This window comes from Sphingopyxis sp. OAS728, assembly GCF_014873485.1.
GTDB lineage: Bacteria > Pseudomonadota > Alphaproteobacteria > Sphingomonadales > Sphingomonadaceae > Sphingopyxis.
This window is the reverse complement of the sequence record NZ_JADBDT010000001.1, coordinates 4,177,798-4,196,097: the sequence shown is the minus strand read 5'-3', so window position 1 is coordinate 4,196,097 and position 18,300 is coordinate 4,177,798. Positions and strand designations below refer to the sequence as shown.

17 protein-coding genes are annotated in these 18,300 nt (G+C 64.8%); 9 read left to right on the top strand and 8 right to left on the bottom strand.

What is annotated here, in order from left to right; translation table 11 throughout:
* The first annotated feature begins 324 nt into the window (after positions 1–324).
* The 3 genes from GGC65_RS19860 to GGC65_RS19850 all read left to right on the top strand — a co-directional run bounded on the left by GGC65_RS19860 (position 325) and on the right by GGC65_RS19850 (position 2,908).
* A complete protein-coding gene (locus tag GGC65_RS19860) occupies positions 325–1,218 on the top strand; it encodes a Ku protein (protein ID WP_192648738.1) in 894 nt (297 codons plus the stop codon).
* Positions 1,219–1,325: 107 nt separating this feature from the next.
* Entirely contained in the window at positions 1,326–2,168 is an 843-nt protein-coding gene (locus tag GGC65_RS19855; RefSeq protein ID WP_225940923.1) for a GNAT family N-acetyltransferase, read from the top strand.
* A 53-nt stretch (positions 2,169–2,221) separates the two neighbouring features.
* On the top strand, positions 2,222–2,908 hold the full coding sequence (locus tag GGC65_RS19850; protein WP_192648736.1) for an MgtC/SapB family protein: 687 nt from the start codon (positions 2,222–2,224) through the stop codon (positions 2,906–2,908).
* 374 nt (positions 2,909–3,282) lie between these two features.
* Here the strand turns inward: GGC65_RS19850 and GGC65_RS19845 are convergent, their stop codons facing one another.
* Together GGC65_RS19845 and GGC65_RS19840 are read right to left on the bottom strand one after the other, a co-directional pair.
* Positions 3,283–3,666 carry a hypothetical protein gene (locus tag GGC65_RS19845; protein ID WP_192648735.1) on the bottom strand — a complete coding sequence of 128 codons (384 nt, stop codon included), beginning with the start codon at positions 3,664–3,666 and terminating at the stop codon, positions 3,283–3,285.
* Between the two features lie 318 nt (positions 3,667–3,984).
* Entirely contained in the window at positions 3,985–4,668 is a 684-nt protein-coding gene (locus GGC65_RS19840) for a Crp/Fnr family transcriptional regulator (protein ID WP_192648734.1), read from the bottom strand.
* Positions 4,669–5,113: 445 nt separating this feature from the next.
* Between GGC65_RS19840 and GGC65_RS19835 the strand changes: the two genes are divergently transcribed.
* Both GGC65_RS19835 and GGC65_RS19830 read left to right on the top strand, forming a co-directional pair.
* Positions 5,114–7,339, top strand: coding sequence for a hypothetical protein (locus GGC65_RS19835; protein WP_192648733.1), 2,226 nt, complete (start codon positions 5,114–5,116; stop codon positions 7,337–7,339).
* A gap of 325 nt (positions 7,340–7,664) precedes the next feature.
* Positions 7,665–8,546, top strand: a complete 882-nt coding sequence (locus GGC65_RS19830; protein ID WP_192649644.1) for an aldose 1-epimerase family protein — start codon at positions 7,665–7,667, stop codon at positions 8,544–8,546.
* 20 nt (positions 8,547–8,566) lie between these two features.
* Here the strand turns inward: GGC65_RS19830 and GGC65_RS19825 are convergent, their stop codons facing one another.
* Genes GGC65_RS19825 through GGC65_RS19800 form a run of 6 tightly spaced genes read right to left on the bottom strand, consistent with a single transcriptional unit; the run spans position 8,567 to position 12,604 of the window.
* The gene (locus GGC65_RS19825; protein WP_192648732.1) at positions 8,567–9,412 is read right to left on the bottom strand and encodes a class I mannose-6-phosphate isomerase; all 846 of its coding nucleotides are present in this window, start codon (positions 9,410–9,412) and stop codon (positions 8,567–8,569) included.
* A gap of 11 nt (positions 9,413–9,423) precedes the next feature.
* Entirely contained in the window at positions 9,424–10,359 is a 936-nt protein-coding gene (locus tag GGC65_RS19820) for an NAD(P)/FAD-dependent oxidoreductase (protein WP_225940921.1), read from the bottom strand.
* Positions 10,356–11,012, bottom strand: coding sequence for a DUF6766 family protein (locus GGC65_RS19815; RefSeq protein ID WP_192648731.1), 657 nt, complete (start codon positions 11,010–11,012; stop codon positions 10,356–10,358). The genes GGC65_RS19820 and GGC65_RS19815 overlap by 4 nt, the downstream gene beginning before the upstream one ends.
* Positions 10,999–11,652 carry a PRC-barrel domain-containing protein gene (locus GGC65_RS19810; RefSeq protein ID WP_318780200.1) on the bottom strand — a complete coding sequence of 218 codons (654 nt, stop codon included), beginning with the start codon at positions 11,650–11,652 and terminating at the stop codon, positions 10,999–11,001. Before GGC65_RS19810 ends, GGC65_RS19815 begins: the two co-directional genes overlap by 14 nt.
* Entirely contained in the window at positions 11,649–11,855 is a 207-nt protein-coding gene (locus tag GGC65_RS19805) for a hypothetical protein (RefSeq protein ID WP_192648730.1), read from the bottom strand. The genes GGC65_RS19810 and GGC65_RS19805 overlap by 4 nt, the downstream gene beginning before the upstream one ends.
* Positions 11,852–12,604 carry a Crp/Fnr family transcriptional regulator gene (locus tag GGC65_RS19800; protein ID WP_192648729.1) on the bottom strand — a complete coding sequence of 251 codons (753 nt, stop codon included), beginning with the start codon at positions 12,602–12,604 and terminating at the stop codon, positions 11,852–11,854. The genes GGC65_RS19805 and GGC65_RS19800 overlap by 4 nt, the downstream gene beginning before the upstream one ends.
* A gap of 287 nt (positions 12,605–12,891) precedes the next feature.
* Between GGC65_RS19800 and GGC65_RS19795 the strand changes: the two genes are divergently transcribed.
* The 4 genes from GGC65_RS19795 to GGC65_RS19780 are packed head-to-tail and all read left to right on the top strand — an operon-like array spanning position 12,892 to position 18,278.
* Positions 12,892–13,890: a methyltransferase gene (locus GGC65_RS19795; RefSeq protein WP_192648728.1), complete on the top strand. Its 999-nt coding sequence runs from the start codon at positions 12,892–12,894 to the stop codon at positions 13,888–13,890.
* Complete coding sequence (cphA, locus tag GGC65_RS19790) at positions 13,887–16,619, top strand: cyanophycin synthetase (RefSeq protein ID WP_318780199.1); 2,733 nt, start codon at positions 13,887–13,889, stop codon at positions 16,617–16,619. Before GGC65_RS19795 ends, cphA begins: the two co-directional genes overlap by 4 nt.
* Positions 16,612–17,475: an isoaspartyl peptidase/L-asparaginase family protein gene (locus GGC65_RS19785; RefSeq protein ID WP_192648727.1), complete on the top strand. Its 864-nt coding sequence runs from the start codon at positions 16,612–16,614 to the stop codon at positions 17,473–17,475. Before cphA ends, GGC65_RS19785 begins: the two co-directional genes overlap by 8 nt.
* Positions 17,472–18,278 carry a cyanophycinase gene (locus tag GGC65_RS19780; protein WP_192648726.1) on the top strand — a complete coding sequence of 269 codons (807 nt, stop codon included), beginning with the start codon at positions 17,472–17,474 and terminating at the stop codon, positions 18,276–18,278. The genes GGC65_RS19785 and GGC65_RS19780 overlap by 4 nt, the downstream gene beginning before the upstream one ends.
* Positions 18,279–18,300: the final 22 nt, after the last annotated feature.

Here is an 18,300-nt window from a genome sequence, read left to right as displayed (position 1 = left end):
GCGATCGTGCCTTGTTCTTTCGTTAGCAAGGAGTGCTAGCAACCATTGCGCAAGATGTCTCCTCCCTCGGGAACCGCTGCCGCACCGCCCCCTCCGCAGCAGCGGTTCTCGCTTCTTTGTCTCCACGACTGGTCTGCGGCTGCCAAAGGTGCCGATTGCAAGCATAAGAACCGCATAGGCGACCGGGTCGAGCCTGACAGAAGGTCGGACCACTCTCGCCGCACGACCCAAATAATCGACATTCGCCCGGTCTGTAGAAGCAATGGGCTGGAACGTCCGCGCCACGCGCGAATTGAACTCTTATCGGTTCAAAAGGAGTCTCAAATGGCCGCGCGCCCCTATTGGAAAGGCCAGATCCGCCTCGCGCTCGTCTCTATCCCCGTCGAAGTCTATTCGGCGACGAAGAGCGGCGCGACGATAGCCTTCAACCAGATCCACGAGCCTTCAGGCAAACGCATCAAATATGAGAAGGTCGTGCCCGGCATCGGACCTGTGGACGTCGACGAGATCGTCAAGGGCTTCGAATATGCCAAGGACCAATATGTCCTGCTCGACGAGGAAGAGATCGAAGGCGTCAAGCTCGAAAGCAAGAAGACGCTCGAGCTCACCCAGTTCGTCGAGGCGCAGGACATCGACGAGATATATTTCGAGAAGCCCTATTATGTCGTGCCCGCCGACGAACTCGCCGAAGAGGCGTTTATCGTGCTGCGCGAGGCGCTGCGCCGCAGTCAGAAGGTCGGTCTCGGCCAGCTTGCCATGCGCGGGCGCGAATATGTCGTGAGCGTCAAGGCGTGCGGACGTGGGCTCGTGATGGAGACGCTGCGCTACGCCGACGAGGTCAATAAGGCGGCGAGCTATTTTCGCGACATTGGCGAGGGCGACCCCGACGAGGAACTGCTAGACCTTGCCACCACGCTGATCGACAAGAAGACGGGACGTTTCGACGCGAGCGACTTCCATGATCGGTATGTCGAGGCGCTGCGAGACCTCATCGAGCGCAAGAAAAAGGGCAAGACGCTCAATCTCGATGACGAGAAGGGCGACAAGGCACCGAACGGTTCGAATGTGGTCGACCTCATGGCCGCGCTCAAAAAGTCGATCGGTGACGGCGGCGGCAAATCCAGGGCCGGCGCGAAGAAAGCGCCGGCGGCGAAAACGGCAGCCAGGAAACCCGCAGCGAGCAGGGCGGCGAAGGCGCCCGCGCGCAAGCGCGCCTGAGCGACGGGAGGTGAGCGAATGCAAATGCGATATCTCGGAGAGGCAACGCGCAGGCGCCGAATGCGATGACGAGGACAAATCGGACGAGCGCTGACGATTTGCGCGCGATGGCCGAGCACCGCGGCCTGAAACTGGTGCGCTCGCGCAAGCGCACGCCAGGGATTGGCGACTTCGGCAAATTCGGCCTCACCGATGCCGCCGGCAAGCCGCTGCTCGGCATCGGCGACAACGGACTCGAGGCGAGCGCCGCCGAGGTCGAGAATTTTCTCCGCGGCGGCGCCGTGAGCAGCTGGAAATTGTCTGCCGAGGCGTCCCCCGGTCCGGCCCCTTCTCGCAGGAATTCGAAGAACACCCGCACTCGCGGCGACGACCGGGATGATGAGCACGGACGCGCACCGCGCAAACATTCGGCCGCGCCTCCGCGCTCAAAGACCCCGGCGCGTTCGCGGCCACAAGATCCTCCGCCCCCGGCGCGCGCGACGCCGAGGCTCCGGCTTGTCGAGCCCGAACCAGCTCCTGCCCTAAACATCAGGCCTGCCCGGGCGGGAGACGCTGGCGCCTTGCGCGATCTGCTCGGCCAGCTTCGACGCCCGCACCGCGACGCAGCGATCGAGGAAAATCTCGCGGCCCTGATGAAAGCACGCGGCGGGATCATGATTGCCGAACTTGCCAAGCCCGTCGGCTGCTGTGCCTGGACGGCGGTGCCAACTTTGCAGCACGGCCGTGTAGGCCGGGTCACTTTGTTGCTCGTCGACGGGAAGCACCGGCGGCGCGGCATCGGGACGGCAATGCTGACCGCCGCCGAAAAGGCACTCGAAGAGGCGGGCTGCCGCATCGTCGAAGCCATGAGCGATGTCATGATCGACAATGCGCACGGCTTTTTCCGCGCCAGGAAGTTCGAGCAGGCCAGCTACCGCTTCGTCCGCACTCTTGCTCCGCTGGATGGCTGAGGCGTGTCTACCGACATTATCGCTTGCCGCGGCCTCTTGGGAACCCTGACCCGATGAACCTACTCGATCCCCACCTTCTTTGGCCCATCGCCGGCGCGATCGCCGCCGGGGTCGTCATAGGCGCCGAGCGCGAGTATCGCGCCAGCCCCGCAGGCCTCCGAACACATGTCCTCGTCAGCCTTTCCTGCTGCCTTCTGATGTTATCGGCCGTGCACCAGATGGCGTGGCTCAACGATGCGCCGCGCGAAGTCGTGCGGATCGACCCGGTTCGCATGGCGCATGGCATCCTGACAGGCATCGGCTTTCTCTGCGGCGGCGTCATCTTCCGCGAGGGTTTCAATGTCCGCGGGCTCACCACCGCAGCGTCGCTTTGGATGACCGCGACCCTCGGTATGCTGTTCGGGATCGGCTTCTACCAGCTTGCCGTTTTCGGCGCAGCCGCGACTCTCCTCGTCCTCGCAGCGGTTACAATAACCGAGAGATATGCGCCGAGACGCCGTGTCGCGCACATCATGGCAAGGTTTCGCAAAGAAGAGGAGGTGACGATGACGGGCTTCGCCGCCATGCTCGCGTCCGAGCAGCTCGCGGCCATTACAATCGACCAACGCCTCGATGGCGGGCATCACGAGTTTTCTGCCATAGTGAACGGATATAGCGAAACGCGCGCCGAGGCGCTGGCTGCAAAATGGTCGGCCGAACCGTCACTTGCGGGCTTCGACATCCGACCGCAACAGGGATAGCGCGGCACCGGCTCAAGCCACGCCGCGGCATGAACCATTGGTGCCCAGTTCGGAAAGCCGCCGTTGGACAGCATCACTTCGCGTGAACCGGCTCATGACAGTGATCGCTTCCCCCGCCTGAGAATTTTCCGCGATTTAGCCCGGGATCGAGATAGCGGAACTGTCGCCGCAGCCGATTTCGACATTTACAAGATCCCTCGCCGGGACTGGAATGGCCGCGGCTTCCGCATCGCGCAATGAGTGGATCGCTGCGGACCGGCCAGAATATCGCACTTGCCGGCCGCAGCGACCATCGCCTGCGTCAGGGGAAAGCTGGGTGCAGGCGAGAACTCGAAAGGCGGCGCCCCAGGGAACCGTCGATACGGGATATCACGTCACTGGCCCGGAGGAGGCGTCACACCCTTCCGGCTCGTGGTATCGCTCTGGGTTCCGCTTCCGGTCGCCCCGTTATCGGGGGCCGATGCACCGGATGTGCCCGGGCCGCCCTGCGATCCCTGCCCGCTCGTCGATCCGGTTCCGCCCTGCGACGTGTCGGGTCCGGAGGGCGCCGACATGGTGGAGCTGTCGTCCGACATGCTCGACCCTGCCGCACCGGCATTGCTGTTGTCGGTGTCCGAGGCGGGATCGGGCATAGCCGTCGCGCCATCGTCGGTCGGGACCGCCACGCTTTCGCTCTGGCTTGTGCCATTGTCGGAAGCGCTGTTGCAGGCAGCCAGGAGGGCGAAGGCTGGAAGGCTGAGAATAGCGAGGCGTTTCATAAGTCTGCTCCGTGGCTTGAGTTATATGACGCCGACGCTGCGGCAGTCCGATCGTTCCCGCGCCGGATGGCGCAACGCAAGGGAATTGACACAGGCTAAGAATTTCACAGTGTAAGCTGCGGCCCTTGCCTCAATGTCCGGGAACATGAGCCTGCAAGCCCTGTAAAGTCTCGCCGGGCGCCTTCCAAACTGTGGTACCGCAGCGAACTGGCCGGTCGTGCGGCAGCCGAGCGCAGATTTTCCGAATGTCCCCATCGCCTTTTGCGCTTCAGTTCACTGCGGGGGATCCGCCCACCATGCGCGTTCCCCCGTGGCGTTTCAGGCAGCCAAAAGCTGCTTGCTACGCTCGCGACGATCCTCATCTAGATAGGCACCACTGAAGGCACAGGAACGGGCGAGACGGGCGAAATCGAATATTGCCAAGCTACGGCGCCTGAGATCCAGCAGCCTGTCCCGCTTCATTCGCCGCAGGGTGCGGCAAACATGCACCGAGCTCATTCCGGTAAAATCGGCAAGATGCTGCTGCGAAAGTGGAAAGTCGCATTTGAAGTTGCCGGCCCGGTCCGCTCTCTCAAGGCGTAGATAGAGTTCGCAGATCAGCTGGCCGAGACGCTCGATCGCGGAACGGCATCCGAGCGTGACCATCCATTCGGCCTGCGCCTCGAGGCGGATCAGCGAGTCCGCCGCCACACAATGCGAAAAGCCTGCGTCGGATCCCAGCCGGGATTCGATCGTTTGCCGATCGACCGAAATCGCCCGTATCGGCGTGAGCGCCGTTACCGCTTGACCTGCCTCTTTCGAGACAAGCCAGCTGAGGTCGCAGACGTCTCCCGGCATGTAGAATTGCGAGATGTGTCGCCGCCCGTCGGGCAGCAGCTTGAAACGAGCAGCCCATCCGTCCTGCAGCAGAAGCACGGCGCCGGGTCGCTCTCCGCGGCGGAGGATATAATGATGGCGGCGCAGCCGGACCGGCGAGCCGATCTCGGCAATCAGACCGGACATGGCGCTACGGCTGTCTCCATGGGTTGGCATCGGCAATCCTTTGCCCCCCGACCTTGCGATGATGTCACCCTCCAAGGCGGTTTTCGCTAACGCAGGTTGGGTAATACCCACAAACTGCACGGCTTACCGCTTTAAGATCGGCGCTGGCCGCTGGATCCATTCTCGCCTCCGCGCAACGGCTTTGGCGCTGCGAGCGTAGCAGGGCCGGCCCGCTCCTTTGCTGAAAGTCTGCCGCACGCTTTCCGAAGCGCGGGCGCATAGAAGCAACGAGCCCTCGAATCGATAGTTGCGCACCGGACTGAGCCATTCGCCCCGCGCGCCGGATATTCCGTTAACCTGCGTAAACAATAGCGTCCGCGGTTTCTCGCGTGCGGCGCGCGAGCGGGAACATCGCTCCGCGGCGAGCGTCATCGACGTAAACGACAATCGAAGGAGAACGGTAGCAATGGCGACGAAAGCCGATCAGGATCCCGCCCTCCCGGCGAGCCCGGGGCTGCTCGCGCTGCGCAAGGCGCTCGGCAACGAAAGCAAAAGGCTGGCGACTTTCTCGGCCGGCGATCTAGGCGTTGAGCTCCGCGCCGGGCCCGATGCGCTGTGGGCTGTCGCGAGACGCTCCGACGGGGCAGGCGGGCTCGCGATAAGAGTTTCTCTTCCCGCTTCAGATGCGAAATTCGAGCGGCTCGAACCACAGCCCGGCGATATCGCGCGGGTACGGGTCAGCAATGGTCTCGGCGTGCAGGACATCAGGCTACGCATCCGCAGCGAGGAGCATGCTTCGCTTCGCGTGATCGTTCGCTTTACGCCGACCGCCGACACCTCGCTCCCTTTTGTTCCACGCGACCTCTTCGCCCTCGGAGCCCGCGACGAACCCCTCGCCGCCAAAGGAACGATCGAGGCATCGCAGCGCGGCCTTAACTCCGGTCTTCTCTATTTCCAGCTTGAGCGCCCTCGCTTCGGCAACATTCTCTATTTCCAGAATCTGACGTCACTGAACGACTATTGTCTGGCGACGGAAACCAAGCCCGAAGACGCGGTGGGCGGGATCTGGCCCGAACTCGGCTTCCTGCTGCCGACGCCGCCGCAGCGCGGCGCGCCCGAGCCGAAGCTGCTGCCGGCAGGCCAGGACTTCGTCGTCTCGGACGCGATCCTTGTCCTGCGTCCGGATTTTCCGTCCGACGAGCGGGACAGCGCGCGGCACTTCCTGCAAATGCTTGGCACCGCTTACAAATCGCTCGACCTGCCGCCCGCCGAATATCGCGACTGGCTCCGGCGGGCGGTACGCACGCTGCGAGATCTCGACGAAGCACCCGAGGCAACGATCCGCCACTATGGGCATCGTTACGTCCATCCCTATACGGCAGCCGAATATCCCGATGCGATGGTGCAGATGTCGATCGTCTCCGCTCTTCATGACTGGGGCCTTTGGTCCGGTGAGACGCACCCGCTCGAAACCGAGTTCATGGCCGGGATGGGCCGCTTCTACGACGCGAAGCTGGGGACAATCCGGCGCTACCTGCCCAATGTCGGCAACGACAAGGACGCGGATGCCGTTGACAGCTGGTACCTCTACCACCCGCTTCTGAACCTCGGGAAGCTTGCACTCAATGGGAATGCGAAAGCGAAGCGCCTGTTCCTGGATTCGCTCGACTATGGCATCCGCGCGGCGCATCATTTTGGATATAAATGGCCCGTCCAGTATAAGGTTACGGACTTCACGGTGATCACCGAAACGGCGGGAGCCGACGGGCGCGGCCAGACCGATGTCGGCGGGGTCTATGCCTGGGTCATGCTTCAAGCGTTCGAGCTCACCGTTGACAAGCGCTTCCTCGACGAGGCACGTGCCGCGATCGACGCAGCGATAGGTCTCGGCTTCGCCCTGAACTACCAAGCCAACCTCACCGCCTGGGGGGCCGCCGCCTGCATGCGTCTGTGGCGGGTCACCAACCGCGACGTGTATCTCGAACAAAGCTACGTCTATCTCGCGAGCTTCTTTCACAATTGCGAAATCTGGGAGAGCCGCCTCGGCCATGCGGCCCACTACAGCAATTTCATGGGCGTGACCTGCCTGCAGGACGCACCCTATATGGCGATCTACGAATGCTTCGACAGCTTCATCGCTTTCGAGCGCTATCTCGACGACAGCGGCCCCGACCTCGAACCTGCGGCGCGGATGCTGCTTGCGGAATATTGCCGTTACACCCTCCACCGGGCGATCCATTATTATCCCGACGAGCTCCCCCCCGAGGCGATCGCCAAGGAGCAGCGCGAAAACAACGGCCATGTCGATCGCAAGCTTTCCTTCCCGCTCGAGGACCTCTACCCCGACGGCCAGCCTGCGGGGCAGGTCGGTCAGGAAATCTACGGCGCCGGCGCAGCGTTCATCTTCGCAAGCCGCGCATTTCACCATGTCGAAGACGCGCCCTTTCTTCTCTACTGCGACCATTTCGTCCGGGCGATCGAACGCACCGAACCGCGCACATTGGTCGTGACGCTCGATGGCGGTGAAACATGCGTCGCGGGATTGAGTCTCATCCGCAGAAAACGGCGAAAACTCACCCCCGCGAAGATCAGCACGATCGATGGCGACATGCTGCGCGCCCATGAGACCTCGGCTGACAAGGTCAGCTTTCATGTCCCGGCGAACGGAAGATTGCTTGTCAGCTGGGAGTGAGGGCTACCGCTGTTGGCAGCAACCTGCGGAACCGCCCCGTTCACCGCCATTCGTAACTCTAAATGCAAAAGGCGCCGGCGACCTTGAGGCCGCCGGCGCAAGAGCAAAATCGCGACTGCCGACGCGCTTTGCAGGGGTCTCGGCGGAGCGGCGCAAGCGCGACGTCCCGTCGGTCTATTGCGAACGTAAGGGGATAGCGTTTTGTTCCGGCTTGCAAAAATAACCATCTCATGCAGCATCGAGCCATCGGCATCTATTGTCGCAACCACACGGATATCGCCGCCGATCCATGCCCGATGCGAGCCGGATGCAGAAAAGGAACGTCGTGACGGATGATTGGATCGAGCTGAAGAGCGGCGCCTTGACCGCAGCGATCAACCCGCTGGGCGCGGAGCTGAGTTCGCTGACCGACCGCGAGGGCCGCGAGTTGATGACCGACGCCGACCCGCGCTGGTGGACGGGCCGCGCTCCTCTGCTTTTTCCGATTGTCGGCCGGCTCGCGGGGGATTCCTACGAGCTTGATCACCGCACCTACGAGATGGCCCAACATGGCTTCGCGCGCCGAAGGAAGTTCGCGCTCGTCGAGCGAACATCCGGGAGCCTGGTGCTCGAACTCGCTGCCGACGATGAGACCCGCGCCATTTATCCGTTCGACTTCCGGCTGACCGCGTCATTTCGCCTTTCCGACGCACGCCTGGACATCACGATCACCGTCGCCAATGAAGGTGATCGCGCTATGCCGTTCAGCTTCGGTTTCCATCCAGCATTTGCCTGGCCCCTCCCATTCGGTTCTCCGGCCGATCGCCATCATATTCTCTTCGATGAGGACGAAGCTGCCGACATTCGGCGGACCGCAACGGGAACCGGCCTCATCGCCGCAACGACGGAGGCGAGCCCGGTCGCCGGACGCAAACTTGTCCCTGACGCCGCGATGTTCGAACGTGACGCACTCATCTGGGACAGGCTGAACAGCCGGGGCCTCTTATGGGGCGTCGCCGGCGAGCCCAATATTCGGCTCGAATTTCCGGATACGCCCTGGCTTGGCCTGTGGCAGAAACCGGGTGCGCGCTATCTTTGCATCGAGCCCTGGGCGGGAATGGCCGACCCGATCGGCTTCTCGGGCGAAATCTGGCACAAGCCGGGCATTATGCGGCTCGCTCCCGCCGCACGGCGCGCCTTCCGCCTTGGTATTGCGCTTACGAGCTGAACCTTTCCGTGCCTTGGGAATCAGACCTTGTGCCACCCGACGAGGAACCGCGCGTCGGAGCTCGCTTCGAGCGAGCCGGCCGCCTCCGTCCAAATGCACTCGCCCGCGCGGGCCGATACGCCTCCGACGGTGACATCGCCGCGCAGCGGCACGATCATCGCGTCTCCCGGCACCTCGCCGAGGAGCGAGAGGTCGCCGGCCGCGAAATAGGCAACGCCGAGATGATCGCTGTCGAGCAGCAGCGCACTCACGTCCGGCTCGACGCGTCGCTCGAGATCGGCAGGCATCGGCGCCGCCGAAGCTACGGCGGTGCCGTCGGCGAGATGGAGTTCGCGGGGCCGGCCGTAATCGTACAGACGGTAGGTGATATCGGCGTTCTGCTGGATCTCGACAAGCGAAACCCCTGCGCCGATCGCGTGCACCGTGCCCGCTGGAATGTAAAAGAACATGCCCGCCTCGACGGGGTGCCACTCCATCAGATCCTCGATCGCTCCCGAGCGCGCGGCATCGGCGAGTTCGGCCTCGCCGAGCCGCGCACGCGTTCCGATCCCGAGCACCGCACCCGGCTCGGCATCGAGGATGTACCAGCATTCCTCCTTGCCCGACGCGAGGCCGCGCGCCTTCGCCTGTTCGTCACCGGGATGGACCTGGATCGACAGGCGCTCGCTCGTGAAGATATATTTGACGAGCAGCGGCGAGCCTTCCGGCGGCCTGAACCATATTTCACCGACGCGGCGATCGGCAGCCGCTGCGAACGGCGGCGGCAATCGCGTCACGCCCCAGGGTTTGTCGACAGTCATCGTGTCGAGCTTTTCGGACCGCAAAACCGCGCTACGGCCAACCGTTCCATGCGCTGCATTTTCCATAGAAACCTCCGTCAGTTCTGGTCGGCCATCTTGTGGCCTTCGATTTCGCGCAGCCAGTTGTGAAGTCGCGTCGCCGCCATGGCGCCCTGCCCTCCAGCCACGCTGATCTGGTCAAGGCCGGCCACGACATCGCCCGCGGCATATAATCCGGGCAGCAGCCCGTCCGAAAAGGCGGTGAACGGCAGGCAATCATCGTCGTCACCGGCCGCGCCGAGCGTCAGAGCCAGTTCGCTCCGGGGAACCGACCCGAGCGCCGGATAGAGGATGTCGAAAGCGCGCGGCGCGGCTTCGCCCGCAATCTGTACGGCGATGCCTTCCGCATCGGCCGCGAGACGCTCGACCCGGCCCTCGACGATGGCGACGTCACTTGCGGCAAGTTCGCTCCGCTGCGCCTCGCTAAGCGCAACATCCCATTTGGGGATCAACGTGATATGCCGGGAAAACTGTCGGAGGAACATAGCCTCTGCGGCGCCGTGAATATCCGATCCCAATATCGCGATCCGCTCGCCGCTATGCTCATAGCCGTCACAGATCGGGCAGTAGCGAAGCACGCCAATCCGCACCGCCTGGTCATGATCGCCTTTGTCGAGTACCGCGAGCCGCGTCTCAACGCCGGTCGCGAGGATCACGCCGCGCGCTTCGATGCCGTCCCCGTCGTCGAGCGTCGCCCGAAAGAGCGCCCCGGCACGAGCGATCGCTGTGACGCGGCCCTCGCGGATCGCGGCGCCATAGCGGGTCGCATGATCGGCCATGCGCTCGATGAGCCTGGGGCCCGTGATGCCCTCCGGAAATCCCGGGACATTGAGCGTCCGCGGCACCCACAGCGCTCGCGACCGACCGTCATGTACGACGCATACCCCTCGCCGGAACCGCGCAAGATACATGGCAGCGGTCAGCCCCGCCGGACCGGCACCGACCACCAATATGTCGACTGGGGCTGTCATCATTCGCCCGTTTGCGCATGCGGCGCGGCGACGGCCTTCGATTCCGGAGACTCGCGCTGACGCAAAAAGATCGAGAGGAGGACGAGGACGGCGGTCGAGAGAAACTCGCTCTGCCAGTTCTGAAAGGATTCAAACCAGAGCTGGGGGTCAACGAGAAAGGCGATCGTCGACTTCACCGCTTCCCCATGCTCGCGGGCGTCATTGGCAGCGGCGGCGGCGCTTTGCGTCCAGTGAAGCACAAAGGAAAGCAGGAAGAGCAGAAAGAGGACGATCCCGAGCGATCGCGCGTAGAGCGCGCGGGCGACGGGCCCGCCACGGAGGATCGAAGGCGCTCCGGGGCGTGTAGCCTGGACCGCGAGATTCTCGTCGCGCGGCGGATCGTCCGGATCTCGCGATTCCGCAGAGCCGCGCTGAATCAGCATCGCCGTCAGGACGACATAGGCCGACATCTGCAAAAATTCGCTTTCCCAATTTTCGAACACCGCCGCGAGGAATTCGGGGCTTGCGGTATAGGCCGCGAGCGACAGTCCGGGCTCGCCATGGCGCGACGCATCTTCGAGCGCCACATGCCATCCGGTGAGCCACTGGCCAATTATGCTCGCAGCGAACAGGAGCAACAGAATGATCGTTAGGCCATTGTCCTTAAGCAGGCGCACGGTGCGGCTCCCATCCAGTACCGCCGGATTTCGGCCGCTTTGCTTCCGGCGCCGTTCCAGCGGGCGAGCCGTCAGGCCAGTCTTCGGCGGCAAGCGTGCCGCGCCGCTCGAACTCGGCGCACGTTTCGAGCAGGATCAGGCCGTCGGCGTGGCAGTCCAGTGCCGACATGGGGACCGGCCTCAGCATCTCGTCGACCCCGGCGAGCCCGCCGCTTGCCACGACAACATAAGCGATTTGCCCCGTCGCGCATTCGATCATCGCCTCGACGCTCCTGCCGACAACCTCGCCGCGGACATCGCTCACCGGCATGCCCGCTAGCCCCGTGGCTGCGAAGAGGGTCGGGACGCCGGGCTTGCGGCTCTTGGCGGCAGCTGCCTCGGCGCCGTCCTCATAGGCTTTCTGGCGCCCGAGCCACCGCCAGATGCCGACGAAGTTGACGAGCGTCAGGAAGACATTCGTCGCAAGGAGATTGGTCTGGTCCGAGGCGATCGCGACGATGGACCAGCTTACCGAGCCCAAAGCAAAAACGACAAATCCCCAGCCTGTGACGCGCGCGCCAAGATTGGCGGCCGTCATCATCGCGGCAATCATCGTCGCGGCTGGAGCGACGACGCCGGCGACGTCGGCGGGCAAGCTCACGCGCCGTCCCCTCGCTTCGCGGCGCGCTGCTGCTCGGCGGCAGCAGCAGCAGCGATCAGGCTTTGCCCGGTCCGCTCCGCCGCCTCAGGGGTCAGGCTGACCGCGACGCCGTTCGGGCCGTCGAGCATGACGATGCCCTGCTCGGCGGTAGCGACCCCCGCCTCGCTTTCGGGTTCGGCGATATGGGGCGGAGAATTTGTCATGAACCTGGCCCTTTTTTTTTCGCTGGGAGAAGCAGTTGGTCGTCCTCTGTATAGAGATAGGCGGGATCGAATTGGCCCCGCTTGGTGAGCCGATCGAGGTCGAGTATCTCGACTAGCGAGGCACGGACAACGCAAAGACCGTCTTCGCGAAGCTGCCGCATGACCCGGTTCACATGGACCGTCGTCAGCCCGCAGATTTCCGCCATATCGGCCTGGGTGAGCGCGAGTGCGAAGCGCCGGCCGTCGCTCAGCCCCGCCGAATATAGCCGGGCATTGGTCTCGCAGAGGAAGTGCGCGACCCGTCCCGCGGCGTCGAGGCGGCCGAGGCGGAAGAGCCAGGCCCGGTGAATGGCGGCATCAAGAAGCGTCGCGAACCAGAGCTTGCGCGCAAGATCCGGCATTTCGGCCACGATATTTTCAAGTTCGACATGCGGCACCACGGCAACGGTCGCAGCGGTCAGCGAGGCGACGTCATGATCGAGGAGCTTCAGCGGAAAGCCATGGAGATCGAGGAAATCACCCGGCAGGTGGATCGCGACCAGCTGCCTCAGGCCGTGACGATCATCGAGATAGCGCGAGACGATGCCCTCGACGAGCAGCGTGCTTTCGCCGAGTTGCTCGCCCGCGCGCGCGATCGTCCGCCGCGGCGCGTAGGTCTTTACCTCGGTCACTGCCGCCTCGATCCGTGCGCGCTCCTGCTGGGTCAGATCGACCCCGCGCCGGTTTCGAAGAAAGCGTTCGGTGAACATGGAGGGAGCACCTTGTCCGGTTGACGCGCGGCAATGCCCGCGCTTCTCCTCAACGATCAGCGCCGCTGCGCGTTGCCGCCGCTGCACCGAAAATCTTGATGATGCATGTTAAGGCATCGGCTCCCGGCAGGATGCCAAGCCACCGCATCCGGACGAAACACATGATCAATGATCGCCACAAACGATGGACGGGCGAGAGGGCCGCACATTCATAATGATCCAAGTTAACACGGAGCAACCGAGACCTTCGCGTCGCGTTTTCGAGCGACACATCAAGGCGACACGACATGCCCCTCACCGACACCCAGGACAGCCCCGTCATCGAAATCAAGCCGCTCGGAGAGATGCTGGCGGAGCCGAATTCTCGCAGGACAAGACTGCTCGATCTCCTCGGCCTGCTCGATGGCATCGGCTATGATTTCATTGCCCCGACGCCGGCGACTCACCGGCGTGTCGTGGCCCGCCCCGACCGGCGCGTAGCGCAAACGCTTACAGATATTCTCGGCTGGAGCCTTCCGGCACCGCGCGGGCTGCTCGATCCCCTGCTCGAACGCGCGTTGCTCGACGCCGAGGTGCTCGCGGACAATGGAGATGGGTCGCTCCGCCCGCGGCTGCGCGTTTCGCGGGTCGAGGGCGGTCTTTTCTGGCATTCGGCCTATCCAACCGACGCGCATGACGCGGTTTTTCTCGGTCCCGACAGCTGCCGCTTCGCACAGTTTATTCTGGCGTCGCTGCCCGGCACCGCGCGCTCCATTCTCGACTATGGTGCGGGCGCAGGCGTGGGCGGTATCATCGCAGCAAGATGCTTTCCGGGCCCTCTTCTCACTATTGCGGACATCAACCCCAAAGCTCTCTTTCTTGCGTCGATCAACGCCGAGCATGCCGGCGTTCCCCACCGGGTCATTCTCGCCACACGGCCGGACGATCTCGACGAGAGTTTCGACCTCATCGTCACCCACCCACCGTTCATGATCGACGGACAGCGCCGCGCCTATCGTGACGGCGGCGATCTCTACGGCGGCCGACTGTCGCTCGACTGGACGCTGGCGGCCTCGACCAAGCTCGCACCGGGCGGCCGGTTCGCCATGCACAGCGGCGCCTCGATCGTGCGCGGCATCGATATGCTCCAGAAAGCGCTTCTCGAACGTGTGCAGCATCCCGGCTTTGCACTAGCCTATCGCGAGCTCGACCCCGACATTTTCGGCGACGAGCTCGACGAGCCCGCCTATGCCGAAGTCGAACGCATCGCCGCTGTCGGCGTCGTCATTGATCGCCTCGCCCTGTGAGCGCGAGCCCTGCCCCGATGCGGGTCATCGAGCGCAGCGTCTACCGCGGCCCGCATCTCTACAGCGCTCGGCCGATGGTCCGCATCCGCCTCGACCTCGGTGCGCTGGAGAGTTTTCCGACCGACCGTCTCCCCGGATTTGGCGCAGCGCTGGTGTCGCGGCTTCCCGGGTTGGCCGAGCATGGCTGCAGCTTCGGATCGCCCGGCGGCTTTCTCCGCCGTATGCAAAGTGGAACATGGCTCGGGCATGTGATCGAACATGTCGCGATCGAATTGCAGGCGCGCGCCGACGCCAAGGTGACGCGCGGCAAAACGCGCTCGGTGAAACGCCAGCCCGGCGTTTATGACATCCTCTTCTGTTACGCCGATGCGGAAAGCGGCCTCGCCGCGGGCCGGGCGGCGATCGAGATCGTCGCGGCTTTGCTGCCCGAAGGCTTGCGAACGGTCGAGGGACTCGACAGGCTCGGTCCGGCGGTTGCCGACTTCGAGGACATGTCCGCACTCATCGCCTCGCTCGCCAAAATCGTCACGACGAACGGCCTCGGCCCGAGCACTGCGGCGATCGTTCGCGAGGCCCGCCGGCGCGGAATCCCTTCGATCCGGCTCGACACCGCAAGCCTGATCCAGCTCGGCACCGGAAGCCGGCAGCGCCGCATTCGCGCGAGCGTCACCGGTGCCACCTCGTTGATCGGCGCCGAGCTCGCCGCTCACAAACATGCCGCAAAATCGCTGCTCGCCGACGCCGGCCTACCGGTACCGGCAGGTCAGCTCGTGCGCAGCCTTTCCGAAGCGACCGTCGCCGCAAAACGGCTCGGCTGGCCCGTTGTCGTCAAGCCGCTCGACGGCAACCAGGGCCGCGGCGTTACCACGGGCATCCACAGCGAGCCGCGCCTCGATGAAGCCTTTGCGCGCGCCGCGGAGGTCAGCCGCCGGGTGATTGTCGAACGCCAGCTCAAGGGGCGCGATCACCGCATCCTCGTCGTCGCCGGCAAGGTTGTCGCGGTCGCCGAGCGCGTGCCAGCGCAAGTGACCGGCGACGGCGAGCGGACCATAAAAGAACTGATCGACCGGGTGAATGAAGACCCGCGGCGCGGCGCCGGCCATGAAGCGGTGCTAACGCGCATCCGGATCGACGCCGCCCTCGAAGCATCGCTCGCTCACAGCGGCATGAGCCTCGACTTCATACCGCCGGCCGGTACGAACATTCTCCTCCGCGGAACCGCCAATCTTTCGACCGGCGGTACCGCGGTCGACCGGACCGACCACATTCATCCTGACAACGCCGCGATTGCGGTGCAGGCGGCGGCAATCATCGGTCTCGATGTCGCGGGAATCGACATGATGGCTTCCGATATCGGGCAGAGCGTTGCGGCGACGGGTGGCGGGATCGTCGAAATCAACGCGGCGCCCGGCCTTCGCATGCATATCGCACCCTCCGAGGGGCAGCCGCGCGACGTCGCGGAGCCGATCGTTGCCTCGCTTTTTCCGCGCGGGTCCAACAGCCGGATTCCCATCTTCGCGGTGACGGGCACGAACGGCAAGACGACAACGGTCCGGATGGTCGCGCGGATACTCGCCGGAGCGGACTACCGCGTCGGCTTCACCTCGACGACCGGCGTCTATATCGACGGACTGCGCCAGTCGGCCGCCGATGCGAGCGGGCCGAAAAGCGCCCGGATGGTGCTGCGCAATCCCACGGTGGACGCCGCGGTGCTCGAGACGGCACGCGGCGGCCTGATTCGCGAAGGTCTCGGGTTCGACAGCTGCGATGTCGGCGCGGTGCTCAACATCTCGGAAGATCATCTCGGCATCAGGGATATCCATAGCATCGAGGATCTCGCCCGGGTGAAATCGGTGGTCGTCGAAAGCGTCAGGCGGCGCGGTGCGAGCGTTCTCTGTGCCGATGATCCGCTCACCGTGGGTATCGCGCGCCACGCGCGCGGCCGGATCGTCTGGTTCTCGGCCCGGGATGTTGCCGGAAACGCGCTCATCGCGCGCCATCTCGCGTCGGGTGGGATGGCAGTTACGCTAGAGGACAGCATCCTCACTCTCCATCGCGGCGAAAAATCCGATCCAATCCTCCCGGTGGCCGATCTGCCCTCGGCGCTCGGCGGCGCGGCCACCTTCAATATCGCAAACGCGCTCGCTGCCGCAGCGATGACCGCGGCGCATGGCCTGCCGATAACGGCGATCGCAGCCGGTCTGCGCAGCTTCCGGCCCTCGTTCGAAGACTCGCCGGGGCGCCTCAACATCGTCGAGGCGCACGGCATCACCATCATCGTCGACTATGCCCACAACCCGGCGGCGCTGACCGCGCTCGGTGAGCTCGTTGCCCGCTACCGCACGCCGCACAACCGGATCTTCGCCATGATCGGCATTCCGGGCGATCGCCGCGACGAGGATCTGCGCGGAATCGGTGTAATGGCCTCGGGCCTTTTCGACGAGATCATGTTCCGCGAAGCGCCCGACGGACGCGGCCGCGCCGCGGGGACGATGAACGCGTTGATGGCGGAGGGCGCGCGAAGCGCCGGCCACGACGAGACCGCAATCCATCTCCTCATCAACGAGGAAGCCGCTACCGACTGCTGCCTCGCCCGCGCCGCGCCCGGTGATGTCGTCGTGCTCACGCCCACTGATGTCGACGGCATCTGGGCGCGCGTCCAGTCGTTCGCGGCCGGCCCCGGGCCAATCCGGCCCCAAGCACCCTGCCTAGCGGCGGCCCATGGCTGACCGGCATTGGGCCATCATCGTTCACGGCGGCGCCCGGACGATCGCGCCGGATCGGATCGTTGCGAACCGAAATGGCTGCGCCGCCGCCGCCGCCGCCGGCGCTGCCATCCTCGAGCGCGGCGGCGGCGCGGTCGAGGCCGCACGCGTCGCCGTGTGTATGCTCGAGGATGATCCGACCTTCAACGCCGGCCGCGGGTCGGTCGCGAACGCGGCGGGCGAGATCGAAATGGATGCAGGCATCATGGACGGTGAAACGCTCGCGATCGGCGCCGTGGCAGCCGTGCACCGCCTGCACAATCCGGTCGAAGCCGCCGCCGAGATGCTCGATCAGGTGCCGGTGCTGCTGGTCGGAAAGGGCGCCGAGGCCTTCGCGCGAAGCCGCGGCCTCCCTGTCGCAAGCAAGCCGCTTCGACCGGTCCCCGCCGAGGCGGCGGGCCATGACACGGTCGGCTGCGTCGCGTTCGACCGTGCCGGCCATCTTGCAGCCGCCACCTCGACGGGCGGACTTGCCGGGACGCTGTCCGGGCGCGTCGGCGACGCGCCGCTGCCCGGCGGCGGCTTTTACGCCGACGATGCGATCGGGGCGGTCTCGCTCTCGGGTGACGGCGAGGCGATCGCGCGCATGCTAGTCGGCGCGCGCGTGATGCGCGCGATGGAAGACATGCCCGCACCAGAAGCGGTACGGGCAATCCGCGCCCCGTTGCAGCGGCTCGGCGCTGAGGCGGGCGTGATCGCGATCGATGCGCGCGGACGGATCGGCCTCGATCACAACAGCGATCATTTCGCGGTCGCTTTCGCGTCGGCCGATCGCGAGCTCGTCGCCATCACACATTCCGATGAATGGACAGGCGAATGACGGAACGGGCGGGAACGCTGATCGCGATCGGCGGTCATGAGGACAAAGAAGGCGACCGCGTCATCCTCCGTAGCGTCGCGGAGCGTCTGCGCGGCGGCCGCCTCGTCGTCGCCACCGTGGCAAGCCATGAGCCCGAGGGCTATTTCGAGGCCTATCGTAGCGCTTTCGCCGCTATCGGGGTTGCCGATGTGGCCGAGCTCTATCTCGACGAGCGTCACGACACGCTCGATTCCGGGCACCGCGACCTCATCGGGGGCGCGGCCGGCATCTTCTTCACCGGCGGCGACCAGCTCCGGATCGTCAGCCAGATGGGCGACACGCCGCTCGAGGCTCTCGTGCGCGAGCTCCACGCGCGCGGCGGCGTCGTCGCAGGAACCTCGGCAGGCGCCTCGGCACAGAGCGAGACGATGCTCGTGCGCGGGAGCGGTGCGGAATCGCACCGTATCGGCGATCTACACATGGCGCCGGGCCTCGGTCTCATTCCGGATGTCATTATCGACCAGCATTTCGCCGAACGGGGGCGGATCGGCCGACTGCTTGGCGCAGTCGCGCACAATCCCCAGCTGCTCGGGATCGGCATCGACGAGGACAGCGCGATCGTCGTCGAAGGGACGCGCTTCAGCGTCATCGGATCGGGCGCGGTGACTGTCGTAGATGCCGGGCAGGTCACCCACTCGAATATCGCCGAGGCCGAACCCGACCGGGTGCTATCCATGCATCATGTCGTCTTGCACGCGCTGAGCGCGGGCGACCATTTCGATCTCGCCGCGCGGTCCCCTTCGGCGCCTGCGCCAGCCGAGTGAAGCGGGTTCGGCGCGGGGCAGT

Coding starts and splice junctions, on each gene's coding strand:
- GGC65_RS19795 (WP_192648728.1), top strand. CDS start 12,892: ATGCCCCTCACCGACACCCAGGACAGCCCCGTCATCGAAATCAAGCCG.
- GGC65_RS19840 (WP_192648734.1), bottom strand. CDS start 4,668: ATGTCCGGTCTGATTGCCGAGATCGGCTCGCCGGTCCGGCTGCGCCGC.
- GGC65_RS19805 (WP_192648730.1), bottom strand. CDS start 11,855: ATGACAAATTCTCCGCCCCATATCGCCGAACCCGAAAGCGAGGCGGGG.
- GGC65_RS19785 (WP_192648727.1), top strand. CDS start 16,612: ATGGCTGACCGGCATTGGGCCATCATCGTTCACGGCGGCGCCCGGACG.
- GGC65_RS19860 (WP_192648738.1), top strand. CDS start 325: ATGGCCGCGCGCCCCTATTGGAAAGGCCAGATCCGCCTCGCGCTCGTC.
- GGC65_RS19825 (WP_192648732.1), bottom strand. CDS start 9,412: ATGGAAAATGCAGCGCATGGAACGGTTGGCCGTAGCGCGGTTTTGCGG.
- GGC65_RS19820 (WP_225940921.1), bottom strand. CDS start 10,359: ATGATGACAGCCCCAGTCGACATATTGGTGGTCGGTGCCGGTCCGGCG.
- GGC65_RS19845 (WP_192648735.1), bottom strand. CDS start 3,666: ATGAAACGCCTCGCTATTCTCAGCCTTCCAGCCTTCGCCCTCCTGGCT.
- GGC65_RS19780 (WP_192648726.1), top strand. CDS start 17,472: ATGACGGAACGGGCGGGAACGCTGATCGCGATCGGCGGTCATGAGGAC.
- GGC65_RS19800 (WP_192648729.1), bottom strand. CDS start 12,604: ATGTTCACCGAACGCTTTCTTCGAAACCGGCGCGGGGTCGATCTGACC.
- GGC65_RS19850 (WP_192648736.1), top strand. CDS start 2,222: ATGAACCTACTCGATCCCCACCTTCTTTGGCCCATCGCCGGCGCGATC.
- GGC65_RS19855 (WP_225940923.1), top strand. CDS start 1,326: ATGGCCGAGCACCGCGGCCTGAAACTGGTGCGCTCGCGCAAGCGCACG.
- GGC65_RS19835 (WP_192648733.1), top strand. CDS start 5,114: ATGGCGACGAAAGCCGATCAGGATCCCGCCCTCCCGGCGAGCCCGGGG.